General features: G+C 65.4%; 15 protein-coding genes. 13 read left to right on the top strand and 2 right to left on the bottom strand.

The features are described from left to right. Window positions 1–34 precede the first annotated feature (34 nt). Window positions 35–1,816 carry an aspartate--tRNA ligase gene (gene aspS / locus art_RS04545; protein WP_038462742.1) on the top strand — a complete coding sequence of 594 codons (1,782 nt, stop codon included), beginning with the start codon at window positions 35–37 and terminating at the stop codon, window positions 1,814–1,816. Window positions 1,817–1,910: 94 nt separating this feature from the next. On the opposite strand, the gene art_RS04540 is transcribed toward aspS, so the two are convergent. Continuing rightward, window positions 1,911–3,212: a hypothetical protein gene (locus art_RS04540; RefSeq protein WP_052135999.1), complete on the bottom strand. Its 1,302-nt coding sequence runs from the start codon at window positions 3,210–3,212 to the stop codon at window positions 1,911–1,913. A gap of 149 nt (window positions 3,213–3,361) precedes the next feature. On the opposite strand from art_RS04540, the gene art_RS04535 reads away from it, so the two are divergent. Continuing rightward, window positions 3,362–4,171, top strand: a complete 810-nt coding sequence (locus art_RS04535; protein WP_082000101.1) for an N-acetyltransferase — start codon at window positions 3,362–3,364, stop codon at window positions 4,169–4,171. A gap of 126 nt (window positions 4,172–4,297) precedes the next feature. Here the strand turns inward: art_RS04535 and art_RS04530 are convergent, their stop codons facing one another. Beyond that, on the bottom strand, window positions 4,298–4,897 hold the full coding sequence (locus art_RS04530) for an acVLRF1 family peptidyl-tRNA hydrolase (protein ID WP_038462740.1): 600 nt from the start codon (window positions 4,895–4,897) through the stop codon (window positions 4,298–4,300). 52 nt (window positions 4,898–4,949) lie between these two features. On the opposite strand from art_RS04530, the gene art_RS04525 reads away from it, so the two are divergent. The 11 genes from art_RS04525 (at window position 4,950) to aroB (ending at window position 17,080) form a co-directional block, all read left to right on the top strand. Beyond that, window positions 4,950–6,380 carry a replication-associated recombination protein A gene (locus art_RS04525; protein WP_038462738.1) on the top strand — a complete coding sequence of 477 codons (1,431 nt, stop codon included), beginning with the start codon at window positions 4,950–4,952 and terminating at the stop codon, window positions 6,378–6,380. Between the two features lie 707 nt (window positions 6,381–7,087). Then, window positions 7,088–7,714: a 30S ribosomal protein S4 gene (gene rpsD / locus art_RS04520; protein ID WP_038462736.1), complete on the top strand. Its 627-nt coding sequence runs from the start codon at window positions 7,088–7,090 to the stop codon at window positions 7,712–7,714. 170 nt (window positions 7,715–7,884) lie between these two features. Then, complete coding sequence (locus art_RS04515) at window positions 7,885–8,259, top strand: DUF948 domain-containing protein (RefSeq protein WP_038462734.1); 375 nt, start codon at window positions 7,885–7,887, stop codon at window positions 8,257–8,259. A 26-nt stretch (window positions 8,260–8,285) separates the two neighbouring features. Further along, entirely contained in the window at window positions 8,286–8,519 is a 234-nt protein-coding gene (locus art_RS04510) for a hypothetical protein (protein ID WP_038462732.1), read from the top strand. A 68-nt stretch (window positions 8,520–8,587) separates the two neighbouring features. Continuing rightward, window positions 8,588–11,269 (top strand): alanine--tRNA ligase, encoded by a 2,682-nt coding sequence (alaS, locus tag art_RS04505; RefSeq protein ID WP_038462730.1) that lies wholly within the window; start codon window positions 8,588–8,590, stop codon window positions 11,267–11,269. Window positions 11,270–11,276: 7 nt separating this feature from the next. Continuing rightward, window positions 11,277–11,867 (top strand): Holliday junction resolvase RuvX, encoded by a 591-nt coding sequence (gene ruvX, locus art_RS04500; RefSeq protein ID WP_052135998.1) that lies wholly within the window; start codon window positions 11,277–11,279, stop codon window positions 11,865–11,867. Then, on the top strand, window positions 11,864–13,288 hold the full coding sequence (gene mltG / locus art_RS04495; RefSeq protein ID WP_082000100.1) for an endolytic transglycosylase MltG: 1,425 nt from the start codon (window positions 11,864–11,866) through the stop codon (window positions 13,286–13,288). Before ruvX ends, mltG begins: the two co-directional genes overlap by 4 nt. After that, complete coding sequence (locus art_RS04490; RefSeq protein WP_038462728.1) at window positions 13,289–14,200, top strand: shikimate dehydrogenase; 912 nt, start codon at window positions 13,289–13,291, stop codon at window positions 14,198–14,200. Between the two features lie 5 nt (window positions 14,201–14,205). Continuing rightward, complete coding sequence (gene aroC, locus art_RS04485; RefSeq protein ID WP_038462726.1) at window positions 14,206–15,405, top strand: chorismate synthase; 1,200 nt, start codon at window positions 14,206–14,208, stop codon at window positions 15,403–15,405. Continuing rightward, window positions 15,405–15,983, top strand: a complete 579-nt coding sequence (locus tag art_RS04480) for a shikimate kinase (protein WP_052135997.1) — start codon at window positions 15,405–15,407, stop codon at window positions 15,981–15,983. Before aroC ends, art_RS04480 begins: the two co-directional genes overlap by 1 nt. Next, window positions 15,980–17,080: a 3-dehydroquinate synthase gene (gene aroB / locus art_RS04475; protein WP_038462724.1), complete on the top strand. Its 1,101-nt coding sequence runs from the start codon at window positions 15,980–15,982 to the stop codon at window positions 17,078–17,080. The genes art_RS04480 and aroB overlap by 4 nt, the downstream gene beginning before the upstream one ends.

Raw genomic sequence — 17,080 nt, 5'->3', positions numbered from 1 at the left:
GACCGGGCCGAACACCACCATTGAAAGGAATGCTGTGCTGCGCACACATGACCTGGGCTCCCTGCGGGCCGAACACATTGGCCAAACCGTCACCCTCTCGGGCTGGGTTGCCCGCCGCCGCGACCATGGCGGCGTTGCTTTCCTTGACCTGCGTGACGCCTCGGGCGTGTCGCAGATTGTGGTGCGCGAGGAAGAAATCTTCCACGCACTGCGTAACGAGTTCGTCCTGCAGATCACCGGAACGGTGTCCCGCCGCCCCGAAGGCAACGAAAACCCGGCCCTCGCCACAGGTGAGATCGAGGTCATGGCCGATGACGTCGTCGTGCTTAATGAAGCAGCGCCCCTGCCCTTCCAGGTGGATGAGCATGTGGAAGTCGGTGAGGAAGCGCGCCTGAAGCACCGCTACCTGGACCTGCGCCGCCCCGGCATGCAGCGCAACCTGCGCCTGCGCTCCGAGGCGAACCGTGTGGCCCGCAACCTGTTGCACGAGCAGGGCTACACCGAGATCGAGACGCCCACGCTGACGCGTTCCACCCCGGAAGGCGCCCGCGACTTTGTTGTCCCGGCACGCCTGGCCCCGGGTTCCTGGTACGCGCTGCCGCAGTCGCCGCAGCTGTTCAAGCAGCTCCTGCAGGTGGGTGGCTTTGAGAAGTACTACCAGATCGCGCGCTGCTACCGCGATGAGGACTTCCGTGCGGATCGCCAGCCGGAATTCACGCAGCTGGACATTGAGGCTTCCTTCGTTGACCAGGACGACATCATCGCCCTGGGCGAGAAGATTGTCTCGGAACTGTGGAAGCTGATCGATGTTGAGATCCCGCTGCCCATCCGTCGCATGACATACCGGGACGCCATGGCCCGCTTCGGCTCCGACAAGCCGGACCTGCGCTTCGGTTTGGAACTGACCGAGATGACGGAGTTCTTCAAGGACACCGAATTCGGCGTGTTCAAGGCACCTTACGTGGGTGCAGTGGTCATGCCCGGCGGTGCCTCACAGCCCCGCCGCCAGCTCGACGCCTGGCAGGAATGGGCCAAGCAGCGCGGCGCGAAGGGCCTTGCCTACGTGCTGGTTAAGGACGAAGGCGAGCTGACCGGTCCGGTTGCCAAGAACCTGACGGACGCCGAGCGTGCCGGCCTGGCCGACGCCGTGGGCGCCAAGCCCGGCGACGCCATCTTCTTCGCAGCCGGCGAGGTTGCGCCGTCGCGCGCCCTGCTGGGTGCAGCCCGTGTTGAGATCGGCCACCGCACCGGCCTGATCGACCCGGCCGACTGGGCTTTCGTGTGGATCGTTGACGCGCCCATGTTCGAGCCCGCCTCCGCTGCCGTTGCCTCCGGCGACGTGGCTGTTGGCGCCGGAGCGTGGACGGCCGTGCACCACGCGTTCACCTCGCCCAAGCCCGAGTTCATGGACACGTTCGACACCGACCCGGAAAGCGCCCTGGCCTACGCCTACGACATCGTGTGCAACGGCAACGAAATTGGTGGCGGCTCCATCCGTATCCATCGCAGCGACGTGCAGGAACGCGTCTTCGAGGTCATGGGCCTGTCCCGTGAGGAAGCCCAGGAGAAGTTCGGTTTCCTGCTCGAAGGCTTCAAGTATGGCGCCCCGCCGCACGGCGGAATCGCCATCGGCTGGGACCGTGCCGTGTCCCTGCTGGCAGGTGTTGACTCCATCCGCGACGTCATCGCCTTCCCGAAGTCCGGCGGCGGCTACGACCCGCTGACCCAGGCGCCCGCCCCGATCACCGCGCAGCAGCGCAAGGAAGCCGGCGTGGACTTCAAGCCCGAAGCCAAGCCTGAGGCTGACAGCAAGTAGCACCCGCTGAAAAGGCCGGTCTCCCGTCTGGGAGGCCGGCCTTTCGCATGCCCACACAGTTTCCGCGGGCCCGGCCGGTGGTGCGGCAGCCGCCTCAGCGGCCCTCGATGGTGAGTCCCGCCAAGACCGGGGCCAGGCCGGGATCGAAACGGACGACGTCGGACACCCCTCCCGCCGCCGTGACCACGCCGCCCACGGTGATGGCATCCAACGTGCCTTCCAGTTCCATGGCCGGCACGGCCGCGCCCTCAGTCCTCACATCCCCGCCAATGCTGGCGGTGCCGATGCGCCCGCCGGACTTGACGCTGAGCGCAATGGCGGAGAGCTGCACCAGCACACCCTTGACCAGGGACTCGCCGGTGCCGCCTTCCGTGCGGAGGTCGCCGCGGATGGTCAGTGCCGGCAGCTCCCGGCTGACCTGCACGCCCACCGAGCCGTCGCCGTGCGTGGTGATGGACTCGAACACCGCCTCCTGGAGCGAGCCGTCGTAGACGTTGAAGCCGCGTGCACCCAGGCCGAACGTCTCCACCGGTGCGTCCACGGTGAGCGTGCCGATGCTGCCGAAGTTCACGAAGCCGATGCCGCTGGGACCCCACGACGTGACCGCACCGTGGACATTCCAGGCGGTGACGGCGCCCCAGTTGTCCAGCACCATGTCGTTCTGCCCATACGTGGTGGTGGTGCCCAGGTTGCGCACCTCCGCCACATTCGCGCCGCTGATGACAAACACGCCGCCGCTGATCAAATCGGGGGTGCCCGGGGCGATGCCGCCGTTGGAGAACACATCCACCGTGCTGAGAAGTTCAACGTCGATGCTCCCGCCGTCCGCCATCCCGGCAGTGTCGCCGTGCCCGCCAACAAACACGCCGCCGCCGTGGACGGGCTCGGCGGCGCTTCCGGCGGAGATGTGTTCCAGCCGGGCGGTGAGCCTGACAGCCGGATCCACCTGGCGGTTCCATACGGTGAAGGCGCCCTGCAGGGCCTCAACGCCGAAGCCGGTGGGCCGGTGGAAACGGCCGCGGGTGTCGGCTGCGGTGACGTGGACGCCGTCGGCCTCTATCCGCCCGGAGCGCACGCTGCCGTCGGCGGTGAGGAAGATTTGGCCTGTGGCGGTGACATTGTGCAGGGACAGCGTGCCCAGTCCTGCCACGGTGGTGTCGTTCAAGATGGCGGCTTCGTGGGAGGCGGTGGTGACGGTGATGTTGGACAGCGAGTTGTCGCTGGTCAGGCGCAGGCCCTTGGCTCCGAAGCTGAGGGTGCCGCCGCGCAGTGCCGTGCCGGGTGGCAGCGTCAGCGAGGGCATGCCCCGCAGTGTCCCCACCACCTCGATGTGGCTCGTTCCGGATGCCACAGCCTCCATGAGGCCCTCAACACTTGACACGTTCAACCAGGTCATCAAAACCACCCTGCCTTCGGGTCATGCCGACAGCAGCCGGTGGCTGCATTTCCGGCTCCTGAGTGCCACTGTAGACCTGTCCGCCGACCGGGAACAGCATGGAATTCGCCCAGTGCACGGCCCGCAGGGCACCCGATTACGATTGGTGAATGCAGACGCCAGAGGCAGCTTCCCCTGGCCCCATCACGGCGCCTGTAGCCCGCAGCGCCGCCCTGGACAGCATTGAACTGCTCATGGACCGTGCCTGGCCCGCCTTGGAAAGTTCGACGGCGGATGGCTGGGTCCTGCGGTCGGCCAGCGGGGTCACCCAGCGGGCCAACTCGATCTGGCCCGTTTCTGAACGCAGCGACGCAGCCATGGCGTTGCGGGAGGCGGAAAATTGGTATGCAGCGCGGCGCCAGCCCGTCATCTTCCAGCTCACGCACCGGCCCGAGAATGCCTCACTGGAAGCCTTTCTGGACACCCGGGGCTACTCGGGGCAGTCCGAAACCATCATCATGACGGCCGCCGTTCCACCTGCCGAATGGGTGCCGCCGGCGGGAATTGCGGTCACCGTGGACACGGAACCCTCGGACGAGTGGCTGGATTTGTGGTGGCGCGTCGATGGCAGGGGAGGCGCGGAGGAGAAGGTTGTTGCCCGGCGCATCCTGTCCGGCGCGGATTCGCTTTACGCATCTGCCCGCAACGAGGCCGGGGACGTGGTGGGCACCGGCAGGCTCACAATTGTGGACGGCCGGGGCGGCCTGTACGCCATGGCCACCCATCCGGACTTCCGGCGTCAGGGTGTGGCGGCTGCCGTGCTGGCGGAACTGCAGCGGCAGGCGTCGGTGGCCGGTGTGTCAGGCCTGTGGCTCATGGTGACGGCCGCGAACACGGGGGCGCAGGCGCTGTATGCGGCCGCGGGTTTCACCGAGGCAGGCCGGTACCACTACCGGCAGGCCGCCGTGGGCGCCTGCTGACCGCCACCCACCACAAACGCGGCAGCACCTTCCGGGCTTAAACCCCCAACGCCGCAGCACATCAGTGCTGCGGCGTTGGCCAAAACACCCCAGAAGATGCTGCGGCGTCTGGAAGTGGGGTGAAGATCAGGCGTCTGTGATCTGCACACGCACGGCACAGAAGTCCGCGGCAGCCTTCTCGAGCACGGCCATTTTCGGATCCGTCACGGCTAGGGGTGCAAGACGCGGCCTGTTCGCGACTGTCCGCAGCGCCGGCGCCGCCAGCACTGATTCAATGAGCTGCCTGTCGCCACCGGTGGCAAGATATTCGAATGTGGTCCCGGAGAAAATGCGGGCAGCTTCAGCCGCAGCCCGCTCCACCACCGCCGCGCCCGAATCTCCGCCGCGGGACCGCGAAGACGCGGTCCCCACCTTGCTGGCCAGCAACTTTCCCGCCACCGCTACACCCACCCCGTAGCCGCCGCGGCGCACCAGCACAATGCCCAGGCGGCGTTCCTGCGCTGCGAGGGCCGCCAGCCGTTCCACCAGCCCGGCACCCCGGCCGGGCCTGCCGTCGGCGGGCCATGGCGGGGTGAGCAGCGCGGTGGCGCCGTCGCGCATGGCCAGCATCACGCCGTCGTCCGTGTCAGTGGTGGACGCCAGGCCGCGGTGGGAGGCGACGAAACGGTCCACCCAGCCTGTGAGGCGGGCGGCGGGGACAAGGGTGGTGCGGCTGGAGGGGTTCACGCTGCCAGCCTAGCGGGCGGAGGATGTCGGCAGGTGGCGATAGCCTAGGGGGGTGAGTGACCTTTTTAGCGCCCTTGACGGCGACGACGACGCGGACGACGGCGGCACCCTCTCCTTTGGTGGGTCGACGGCGGAGGGTTCGCGCCCGCGCAGCCCGCTCGCCGTGCGCATGCGCCCGCGCACGCTGGAGGAAGTGGTGGGCCAGCAACACCTGCTGGGGCCCGGTTCGCCGCTGCAGATGCTGGCCGCCGGTGGCAGTGCCGGGGGAGCAGCCGGGCCGGCCTCCGTCATGCTGTGGGGGCCTCCCGGCACCGGCAAGACCACCCTGGCACATGTGATTGCGCGCGGTCCGGGGCGGAAGTTTGTGGAGCTTTCGGCCATCACGGCAGGCGTGAAGGACGTGCGCCGGGTCATGGACCAGGCGCTGACCGACCGGGACCTGCACGGGCGCACCACGGTGCTGTTCCTCGATGAGATCCACCGCTTCAACAAGGCTCAACAGGATGCGCTGCTGCCGGGTGTGGAGAACCGCTGGGTGGTGCTGATTGCCGCGACCACCGAAAACCCGTCATTTTCCGTCGTGGCGCCGCTACTGTCGCGCTCCATACTGTTAACCCTGCAGCCGCTGACGAATGCCGACATCCAGGACCTGCTGGAACGTGCCGTCGAGGACCAGCGCGGCCTCGACGGGCTCGTCTCGCTGACAGACGAGGCCATGGACCACCTGGTCCGTCTTGCCGCTGGCGACGCCCGCCGTGGGCTGACCACCCTCGAGGCGGCTGCCGGTGTTGCCCTGTCGGAAGTCCCGGCAACGGACGTGGGTGCCGATGATCCGGTCGTCATCGACCTGGCCATAGCCGAACGCGCCATCGACGCCGCCGCCGTCCGCTACGACAGGGCGGGCGACCAGCACTACGACATCATCAGTGCGTTCATCAAGTCCGTGCGTGGCTCCGACGTTGACGCCGCCCTGCACTATCTGGCCCGCATGCTGGAGGCGGGGGAGGACCCGCGCTTCATCAGCCGGCGCATCATGATTTCCGCCGCCGAGGATGTCGGCATGGCCGACCCCACCGCCTTGCAAACAGCCGTTGCAGCAGCCCAGGCTGTTGCGTTGATCGGCATGCCCGAAGCCCGGATTATTCTGGCTGAGGCAGTGGTGCACGTGGCCACGGCGCCGAAATCAAACGCCGCCTACAACGGCATCAACGCCGCGATCGCCGATGTGCGGGCGGGCAAGGGGACCATGGTACCGGCGCCCCTGCGAGATGCCCACTATGCGGGTTCTGCCGGATTGGGCCATGGCAAGGGCTACATTTACGCCCACGACGCCCCGCACTCCATCGCCGTCCAGCAATATCCGCCGGATGACCTGGTGGGCAAAAATTACTACACCCCGACGGTGAACGGGCATGAACGCGACCTCGGGCCCAGGCTCACCCGGCTGCGGGAGATCATCCGCGGCACCGGTCCGGTGAAATAGCAGGCCTCCGGGTGCCGAAAACGGGGCCGACCCGCGAAACACGCCAAACATATGCGCCGTTATCGCGGATTCCCCGTTGTTACGTTTCCGCACGTTCGCCGTCCGGCCGGTTCCTGCATGTTTCGGCACGCAGGCATCCACTCCGGCCGTGACCCGTGAGATACGGCTGTTTGGGGGCCGGCCGGACGCCGCGACCCGTGAGATATGGCGGCTTCCGGGTGCCAGAGTCGCCATAGCTCACGGGTCGCGGATTCTCGGACGGTGCAGTCGCGGAGATCGGCACCCTGGGTGGGGCGACTGCGGCGGACGGGACGCGCCGTCGTTCCCCACGCCCCGCTGCTCGTTCTTGGCAGCGGGGCTCTCGGGTGCGTGGCCCGAGCCACTCGCAACCGACCGACATCTGTGACGCACTTGATGCGCCGGACAGCGCCTTCCTCGGTCAAGACAGTGCTCAAGACAGTGCTCAAGGCAGGGCAACAAGTGCGTCCCAGTGTGGGAGGGAGATGGTAGAGTTGATGGCGCACTGGCAAGCTCTGGCTCCATGCACAACATCCAAGTACGGTTCGCGCGGTTTGGCCGCGTGTTTCCCAGTGCTTTCAAGGATTTGTTGTCCATGCCCAGGTGCTGCAGCGATGGGTTGCAATAGCCCTAACTCTCCATAATGGAGGCCAGAGACCACATTTATTGCACATATTGGAAGGACACAAGTGGCTAACAACACACGTGCCCGCCGGCAGGCCCGCCTTTCGCGGTCCCTCGGCATTGCCCTGACTCCGAAGGCCGCCAAGTACCTGGAGCGCCGACCGTACGGCCCCGGTGAGCATGGCCGTGCCCGCAAGAAGCAGGACAGCGACTACGCGGTACGCTTGCGCGAAAAGCAGCGTCTGCGCGCCCAGTACGGCATCCGCGAAGCACAGATGACCCGTGCCTTCGAAGAAGCCAAGCACACCAAGGGCATGACCGGTGAGAACCTGGTTGAGATCCTTGAAACCCGTTTGGATGCCTTGGTTCTGCGTGCAGGCTTCGCCCGCACCACCGCCCAGGCCCGCCAGCTGGTTGTGCACCGCCACATCATGGTTGACGGCGCCCGCGTGGACCGCCCGTCGTTCCGCGTTGCCGAGGGTCAGCTGATCCACGTGCACACGCGCAGCCAGACCATGGCTCCGTTGCAGCTTGCTGCAGCCGGCGCCCACCGCGACGTGCTCCCCGCCGTCCCGGCTTACTTGGACGTGAAGCTGGAGAGCCTGCAGGCCCGCCTGGTTCGCCGTCCGAAGCGTGCCGAGGTTCCCGTAACCTGTGAAGAGCAGCTGGTTGTTGAATTCTACTCACGCTAATCCCTAAGGATCAGCGCGAAGTAGGGCCCTCAAACACGTAGAGCTCGAAACACAAAACAGCCCGCGGCACGCGCCGCGGGCTGTTTTGTAGCCAAAGCCGCCCCAGATTGTGGGTAAGGTACTTTGGGAGAAACGTACGGAATCGAGCAAGGAATTGAGGCGGCACACTCATGAGTGGTGGCGACATTGCAGGATTGATTGCGGCAGGAGTCTTTGCCATCCTGGTGGCATTGCTGGCCGTGCCGATCTTCAAACTTGGCAAGGTTTTTGACGAAATCCGCACCACCATCAAACAGATTGGTGACGGCACCACCCCGCTCATTGAGGAAGTCACCAACACCGTGGCCACGACCAATACGCAGCTGGGCAAGGTGGATGGCATTTCCAACAACGTCTCGGACGCCACCGCCAACATTTCAGCCCTGTCCTCGCTAATTGCCGCCACCATAGGCCAACCCCTGATCAAGGTGTCGGCCTTTTCCTATGGTGTACGCCAGGCCTTTGCCGGTCGCGGCAAGCCCGGCCGTTCCAGGCACAGCCGCTAAAAGAAGCCACTCAAAGGATAAAATTGATGAAGAAGATCTTTTGGCTCGGCGTGGGCATCACGATCGGCGTCCTGGCTGCCCGTAAAATTGCGGCGGCACAAGGCGCCATTGGCCCCGAAGGACTGAACCGTGCCGTAGGCAGGGTCACCGATGCCGTCCACGACTTTGCCGACGCGCTGCGTGAGAACATGAATGAGCGCGAAACAGATTTGCGGCTGGCCCTTGGTGTTGACCAGGGCACAACCACCCCACGCCGCTAAGGCGCACAAGCAGCAGGCAGGAACAAGGGTTCTTGCTGGCAGGAACTATTGAAGGAGCCACCAGGCTAATGAAATCTCACGACATCGCACGCCGCTGGGTAGAATTTTTCGCCAGTAAGCAACACACCCCCGTGCCTTCGGCCTCCCTGGTGTCCTCCGACCCGTCCCTGCTGTTCACGGTCGCCGGCATGGTCCCGTTCATCCCGTACCTGACCGCCCGTGAAGTCCCACCCTTCAAACGCGCCACCAGCGTGCAAAAATGCATTCGCACCGGCGATATCGACGAGGTCGGCAAGACCGTCCGCCACGGCACGTTCTTCCAGATGTGCGGCAACTTCTCCTTCGGCGACTACTTCAAGGAAACCGCCATCCCCTACGCTTGGGAACTGCTCACCAGTTCCATAGACGACGGCGGCTACGGGCTCCCAGCCGATCGGCTGTGGGTCACGGTGTACGAGGAAGACGACGAGGCCCTGGCCATCTGGCGCGATGAGGTGGGTGTCCCGGTGGAGCGCATCCAGCGCATCGGCAAGGAAGACAACTACTGGTCCACCGGCCAACCCGGCCCCGCCGGCCCCTGCTCGGAAATTTTCTACGACCGCGGCGCCGAATACGGCATTGACGGCGGCCCGATCGCCGATGAAACCCGCTACATTGAAATCTGGAACCTCGTGTTCATGCAGTACCAGATTGACAATGTGCGCTCCAAGGTTGATTTTGACGTTGTTGGTGAACTGCCCAACAAGAACATTGACACGGGCCTCGGACTGGAACGCCTGGCCATGATTCTCCAGGGTGTGGAGAACATGTACGAGACCGACCAGGTCCGCCCCGTCCTGGACAAGGCCGCCGAACTGTCAGGGAAGAAGTACACCTCCACCGAGGACCCTGCCGATCCGCACCACGTTGACGATGTGCGCATGCGTGTTGTCGCCGACCACATCCGCTCCTCGCTGATGTTGATTTCCGACGGCGTGTCCCCGTCCAACGAGGGCCGCGGCTACGTGCTGCGCCGCCTCATCCGACGCGCAGTGCGCGCCATGCGCCTGTTGGGCGTGGAAACCGCCGTGCTCCCGGACCTCCTGCCGGTGTCCCGTGACGCCATGAAGGGCGCCTACCCCGAGGTTGAGACCGACTTCGCCAGGATTTCCCGCATCGCCTACGCCGAAGAGAAGTCGTTCCTGCGCACCATTGCCAGCGGGACCGCCCGCCTGGAAGAGGCTGTGAAGGAATCCAAGGCAGCCAACACCTCACTGTCAGGTGAGGAAGCGTTCGCCCTGCATGACACCTACGGCTTCCCCATTGACCTGACGCTGGAAATGGCGGGCGAGGCGGGCCTTGCCGTTGACGAGGCGGGCTTCCGAGCCCTCATGCTTGAACAACGCCAACGCGCCCAGAAGGACGCCAAGGCCAAGAAGAGCGGCCACGCAGACCTCAGCGTTTTCCACGAGCTGCTGGCCCAGGGAGAAACCGTCTTCACCGGCTACACCGAGCTGGAGGGACAGGGCCGGGTGCGCTCCATCCTCTCTAACGGTGCCGCCGTGGCACACGCCTCCACCGGCGATGAAATTTCCCTCGTCCTTGATGCAACCCCGTTCTACGCCGAGGCAGGCGGCCAGGCAGCAGACACCGGTCTGATCACCGGCGACGGCTTCGTCGTCGAGGTCCTGGACGTGCAGCGGCCCATCAAGGGACTGAGCGTCCACAAGGCCATCGTGCGCGAAGGCGAACTGGCCGCGGACGCCGTGGTGCGCGCCGCCGTCGACCGTGAACGCCGCCACGCCGCCGAGCAGGCGCACACCGGCACACACATTGTGCATGCAGCCCTGCACCAGATCCTCGGCCCGGAAGCGCTCCAGCGTGGCTCCTATAACAAGGCCGGGTACCTGCGGTTCGACTTCGCCTGGGGTGAGGGCCTGAGCACCGCCACCCGTTCGGAAATTGAAGAGGTGGCCAACATCGCCATCCGCAACAACTACCGCGTGGACACGAAGGTCATGGACCTGGACGCCGCCAAGGCGCTCGGCGCCATGGCACTGTTCGGCGAAAACTACGGTGCCGAGGTCCGGGTTGTGGAGATCGACGGCGCCTGGTCGCGTGAGCTCTGCGGCGGCACCCACGTGGACAGCACCTCCCGCATCGGCTCCCTCACCCTGCTGGGTGAACAGTCCGTGGGGTCAGGAAACCGCCGCGTCGAGGCGTTCGTCGGAATGGACGCGTTCCGTCACCTGGCCGCCGAGCGTGCACTCGTCAGCTCGTTGACAGACATGCTCAAGGTGCCCTCGAACCTCTTGCAGGAGCGTGTGGCAGCCACCCTGGCCAAGCTCAAGAACGCCGAGAAGGAACTGGAGCGCCTGCGCAAGGAGCAGCTCAGCGCCGCTGCGGGCACCCTGGTTGGTACCGCCATCGACGCCAACGGGGTGCGTGTCATCGCCCACGACGCCGGCGAGGTCAGCAGTGCAGATGACCTGCGCGGGCTGGCGCTCGACCTGCGCGACCGGCTTGGCTCGGCGCCGTCGACCATTGCCGTTGCCGGTGTGAGCAACGCCCGCCCCATCATCCTGATTGTCACGAACGAGGCTGCACGCGCGGCTGGCATCAAGGCCGGAAACCTGGTCAAGCTGGCCTCGGGCATCCTGGGTGGCGGCGGCGGCGGCAAACCCGACATGGCCCAGGGCGGCGGCTCGGACGCCAACGCTGTCGGTGCGGCGCTGGCAGCCGTCAGTGACGCCGTAAAGAACCGGCCCTAGGGTTTTCGTGACGGAGCAAAGCTTCCCGCAAGGGGTCAAATTGGGTGTTGACGTTGGCATGGTCCGCGTCGGTTTGGCCTCTTGCGACCCCAACGGCATCCTGGCCACGCCGGTCAAGACGCTCAGCCGTGATACCAAGCGGAACAGCGACATCAAAGTCGTGGTCAAGGAAGCGGCCGCCCGGGAAGCCGTGCAGATTTTTGTCGGCCTGCCGCGGACCATGAAGGGTGAGGAAAAAGCATCCGCCCAAATGGCCCGCAGCTATGCCACGACACTCGTCGCGCTGTTGCAGGAGGCCGGGCTCGATGTTCCGGTGCGCCTGATCGACGAACGGCTCACCACCGTCAGCGCCCACCAGGCACTGCACAAAGCTGGCCTGGACAGCAGGGAACACCGTAAAGTAGTAGATCAAGTGGCAGCTGTTGAGATATTGCAGCACGCCATCGACATGCAAAAAGCGCGCAACGCCAATGCTGGCCAACTTGTGCGCCCACGTACGCCGGATGTTGTGGGGACTGACGGATTAGCGCAAAACGAAGAGGTTTCCACCATTTCTACGCAAATTGGCGTGCCTGAAGAAACGACTCCGGCATCATGAGCAAGCACGTTAACGGCCACGCGCCCGCCCCCGCGACCGACGACGTCCCTGGCACCGCCTGGGCCCACCCGGACGATGCGGCCCACCCTGCCCACCCGGACGATGCGCCCCACGGGCAGCCCTTCGACCAGGACAGCCACGCCAACGTGCCCCACTACGTGGCACCGGACTATGAGGCGCCCCTCTACGAGGAGCCCACTTATGAGGCACCACAGGATGAGCTGGCGGCTGCGGCACACGACGCGGACACGCACAACGGGGAGCACCAGTACGAGGAGATTCACCAGGAAGAACACGGCGACTATGAGGTCGATTACGCCGAACCCCTGCCCTCACGTCGCAACAGCCGCGTGTCAAAACGTGTGCGCAAACGCCGGCGCAGCCTGGTCTTCTTGGTCATCGTGCTGCTCTTTGCGGCGGTCGTATACTTTGCCTTCCAAGCGGTCAAGCCCATGCTCGGCGGCTTTGAGACCCCCGACTACCCGGGCCCCGGCACGGGAACAGTGGCCTTCGTTGTCCCTGACGGCGCCACCGGGCGCTCCATCGCCAGCGAGTTGAAATCTGAAGACATTGTTGCCAGCGAGCAAGCGTTCCTGAATGCCCTTAATGATGCTGAAGGCGCAGCGTCGCTGCAGCCGGGCACCTTTGAAATGCGGCACCAGATGAAGGCCTCCGATGTCGTGTCCGTACTGCTGGCAGTTGACGGCAACAAGGTCCATTACGCCGCCGTGGCACAAAACCTGCGCATCGGCGAAACCCTGCAGGTGCTGGCCAACAGCACGGGCCTGCCTGTTTCCCAATTTGAGGAATTGGCCAACCAGCCGGCCTTGTTTGACCTGCCTCCCCAGGCAAAGAACCTTGAAGGCTACCTGGCACCGGGGGAGTACCGCTTCTCCATCGACATCGATGCGAAGAGTGTTCTTGAGGAACTTGTCACGGCCACGAAGACTTCACTGATCAACACCGGTGTTACCGACCCGAGTGAGCAGTACCGGATCCTAACCGTTGCCAGCATCATCGAGTTTGAAGGCAACGAGGCCAACTACGCCATGATCTCCGGCGCCATCGAGAACCGCATCAACAAGCCGAATGCCGAAACCGGCGGCCGGCTGGAATCCGATGCCACCGTAGCGTATGGGCTCGGCATCAAGACCTACAACATCACGGCCGAGCAAAAGGCCGACAAGTCCAACCCCTACAACACCTTCGCCAACCCAGGCCTGCCCGTGGGCCCCATCGGCTCTCCCGGCAGCAAGGCGATTGAGGCGGCCGCACATCCCGAGGCCAACCCGTATTACTTCTGGGTGACCATCGACCTGGACACCGGCGAGACGCTCTACGCGGCCACCTTTGCCGAACACCAGGCCAACGTCGCCAAGTACGTTGCCTGGTGCGATGCGAACCAGGGGAAGTGCGAATAAGTGAAACAGCCTCTCCAGGGCGCGGTTTTGGGGCATCCCATCGGACACTCCAAATCACCCGCCATGCACAATGCCGCCTACGCCGTCCTCGGTGCCGAGCTGCCCTACCAAGCCATCGACGTCCAAATCCCAGCCCTGGCCGCCCTCGTGGCCCGGGTCCGCACGGACGGCAATTGGTACGGCCTGTCCGTCACCATGCCGCTGAAGAACGCCGCCGTTGACCTCGTCGACGAGCTCACCCCCGTGGCCGCCGCCCTGGGTGCCGTGAACACCATTGTGTGCACCACGGACGACGCCGGACGCACTCACCTTGTGGGGGACAACACTGACGTGCCGGGGATCGTGAACTCCCTGCGCCATGCCGGCGTGGGCGAGCGCCCGCGCGCAGCCATCCTCGGCGGCGGCGGCACGGCGGTCTCCGCTATTGCCGCACTGGCCCACCTGGACGCCGCCGCGATCGACCTGTATGTGCGCAACCCGCAGAAGGCCGCTGGGACCCTCGACGTGGCACAGAAACTGGGGACCGCCGTCGACCTTGAATCCTTTGACCAGGCGGCACAGAGACTGGCCGGCTACGACGTTGTCATCTCCACCCTGCCCCCGCACGGTGCGGACGGTTTGGCGAAGGAATTCCTGCGCACCGGGCCGGCGGTTGCCGGGGCGCTGCTGCTGGATGTGGCCTATGACCCGTGGCCGAGTGAGCTGGGTCTCGCGTGGGAGCAGGCCGGCGGCACGGTCGTGGCCGGGATTGAAATGCTTTTATACCAAGGTGTGGAACAAGTCAGGCTGTTCACGGCCGCCGCAGGATTCGGGCGCCTCGACACAGAGCAACTGGGAGACGTCATCAATGTGATGTGCGACGCAATTGGTGTTCCGCGGCGAAATCCCTACGAACAGAACATGGCAGGATAGAGAGTATGTTGCGTTGGTTGACCGCCGGAGAATCACATGGCCCGGCACTCGTTGGAATTATTGAAGGCGTCCCTGCCGGTGTGGAGCTCACAAGCGCCCACATCCAGGACGCCCTGGCACGCCGCCGCCTCGGCTACGGCCGTGGCGCCCGGATGAAGTTTGAACAGGACGTCGTCACGATCCTGGGCGGTGTCCGGCACGGGCTGACCCAGGGCGGGCCGGTGGCGATCCAGATTGCCAACTCCGAATGGCCCAAGTGGGAGCAGATCATGTCTGCCGACCCCGTCGACACCGAGGAGCTGGCGGGCCAGGCCCGCAACGCGCCGCTGACCCGCCCGCGCCCCGGCCACGCCGACTTCACGGGCATGCAGAAGTACGCCTTTGATGAGGCCCGCCCCGTCCTGGAGCGTGCCAGCGCCCGCGAAACCGCCACCCGTGTGGCACTCGGCGTGGTTGCAGCCCAGATGCTGGCTGCCGTCGGCGTCGAACTGGTCAGCCACACGGTGCAGATCGCCTCGATCGCCTCGCCCGAAGACGCCGCACTGCCGGTCCTTGCCGACGTGGCCGCGCTCGACGCCGACCCGCTGCGTTGCTTTGACGCAGCCACCTCCGCCGCCATGGTGGAAGAGGTCGACACCGCCCAGAAGCAGGGCGAAACCCTCGGCGGCGTTGTTGAGGTGCTCGCCTATAACTTGCCTCCCGGACTGGGCAGCTACGTCCACTGGGACCGCCGCCTCGACTCCCGCCTGGCCGGTGCGCTCATGGGCATCCAGGCCATCAAGGGTGTGGAAGTGGGTGACGGCTTCGCCACCGCCGCACGCCGCGGCTCCGCTGCGCACGATGAAATTGTGCGGGACGGCTCCGGGCGCATCATCCGCACCTCCAACCGCGCTGGCGGCATCGAAGGCGGCATGAGCATCGGCGACGTGCTGCGCGTGCGAGCCGCCATGAAGCCCATCGCCACCGTGCCCCGGGCACTGAAGACCATTGACGTGGCCACCGGGGAGCCCGCCAAGGCCCACCACCAGCGCTCCGACGTGTGTGCCGTACCCGCTGCCGGCGTTGTAGCCGAGGCTATGACCGCCCTGGTGCTGGCTGAGGCCCTCGTGGAGAAGTTCGGCGGGGACTCCATTGCTGAAACCCAGCGCAACATGGACAGCTACCTTGCGGCCATCCCGGCCAATCTGGACACGCAGGGACACTGATGACAACGGGCAAGGATTCGGCTGGGGCGCCGGATTTCACACCCCACCGGCCCATCGTCGTGATCGGCCCCATGGCAGTGGGCAAGTCTGTCATCGGCGCGGAACTTGCCCGCGTGCTGGGCATTGACTTCTTCGATTCGGACCAGAAGATCGTGGCCAAGCACGGGCCCGTGCCGGGCATTTTTGCCGCCAAGGGCGAGCACCACTTCCGGCAGTTGGAGGCCCGTGCCATTGCCGACGTGCTCGATGCGGCCAAGCCCAAAGCCGTGGTGCTGTCCCTGGGCGGCGGTGCCGTGCTCGACTCGGGCACCCAGCAGCTGCTGGCCCGCACCACAGTTGTCTTCCTGAGCGCCGAAGTTGATACCGTGAAGGAACGCATCACCCGAAACACCGGCCGCCCGCTCCTGGCGGCAGATCCCGTGGCGACGTGGCAGCGCCTGGCTGCAGCCCGCGGCCCCGTTTACGCCCGCCTCGCAGACATCACACTGGACGTCAGCAAGTCAAATGTTCCGCAGCTTGTAGAGCGGCTGATCCGCCTGCTGGCCGACGAATCAAGGAAAGAGAATTCCGCATCGTGAGTATCGAAGCCACCCCGAACACCGTCATCAGCGTCACCGGCGTGTTGCCGCAGGAAAATTACGACGTCGTCGTGGGCCGTGGTCTGCTGGCCCAGCTCCCAGCCCTGCTCGGTGAGCGGGTCAAGAAGGTTCTGGTAGTACACCCGCGCGCGCTGCGCCTGACCGGCGAGACCGTTCGGGACGAGCTGGAAGCTGCCGGCTTCACCACACTTACCGCCGAGATTCCCGATGCTGAAGAAGGCAAGCACATTCAGGTGGCCTCCTTCTGCTGGGAGGTCCTGGGCAAGAACGACTTCACCCGCTCCGACGCCATCGTGGCCGTTGGTGGGGGTGCCGTGACCGACCTTGGCGGCTTCGTGGCAGCCACCTGGCTGCGCGGTGTCAGGGTCGTCCACATGCCTACCTCGCTGCTGGGCATGGTTGATGCGGCCGTGGGCGGCAAGACAGGCATCAATACGGCGGAAGGCAAGAACCTCGTTGGCTCCTTCCACCCGCCCGCAGGTGTCTTGGTGGATCTGGACACGCTCGACACCCTGCCCCCGAACGAGCTCATCTCCGGCATGGCCGAGATCATCAAGTGCGGCTTCATCGCCGACCCCGTCATCCTTGACCTGCTCGAGGCCAACCCGGAGGACGCCAAGAACCCCCGCTCGGATGTGCTGCGCGAACTCATCGAGCGCGCCATCGCCGTGAAGGCGAAGGTTGTTTCGGAAGACCTGAAGGAATCGGGCCTGCGCGAAATCCTGAATTACGGGCACACCCTCGCCCACGCCATTGAGCTGACCGAACGCTACTCCTGGCGTCACGGTGCCGCCGTCTCCGTCGGCATGATGTTTGCCGCTGAACTTTCCCGCAGTGTTGGCCGGCTCAGCGACGCCGACGCCGACCGCCACCGCCGGATCCTCGAGCAGTTCGGCCTGCCGCTGAGCTACCGCCGCGACCGCTGGCAGGCGCTGCTGGACGCCATGAAGCGCGACAAGAAGACCCGCGGGGACTTGCTGCGCTTCGTCGTCCTGGACGGCATTGGCCGGCCCGGCATCCTCGACGTGCCCGACCAGTCTTTGCTCTTTGCCGCCTACCAGGAAATAGCTTCCTAG

This window comes from Arthrobacter sp. PAMC 25486 (assembly GCF_000785535.1).
GTDB lineage: Bacteria > Actinomycetota > Actinomycetes > Actinomycetales > Micrococcaceae > Specibacter.
Note: the sequence above shows the minus strand (reverse complement) of the source record. Positions and strands in the feature narration are given on the sequence as shown.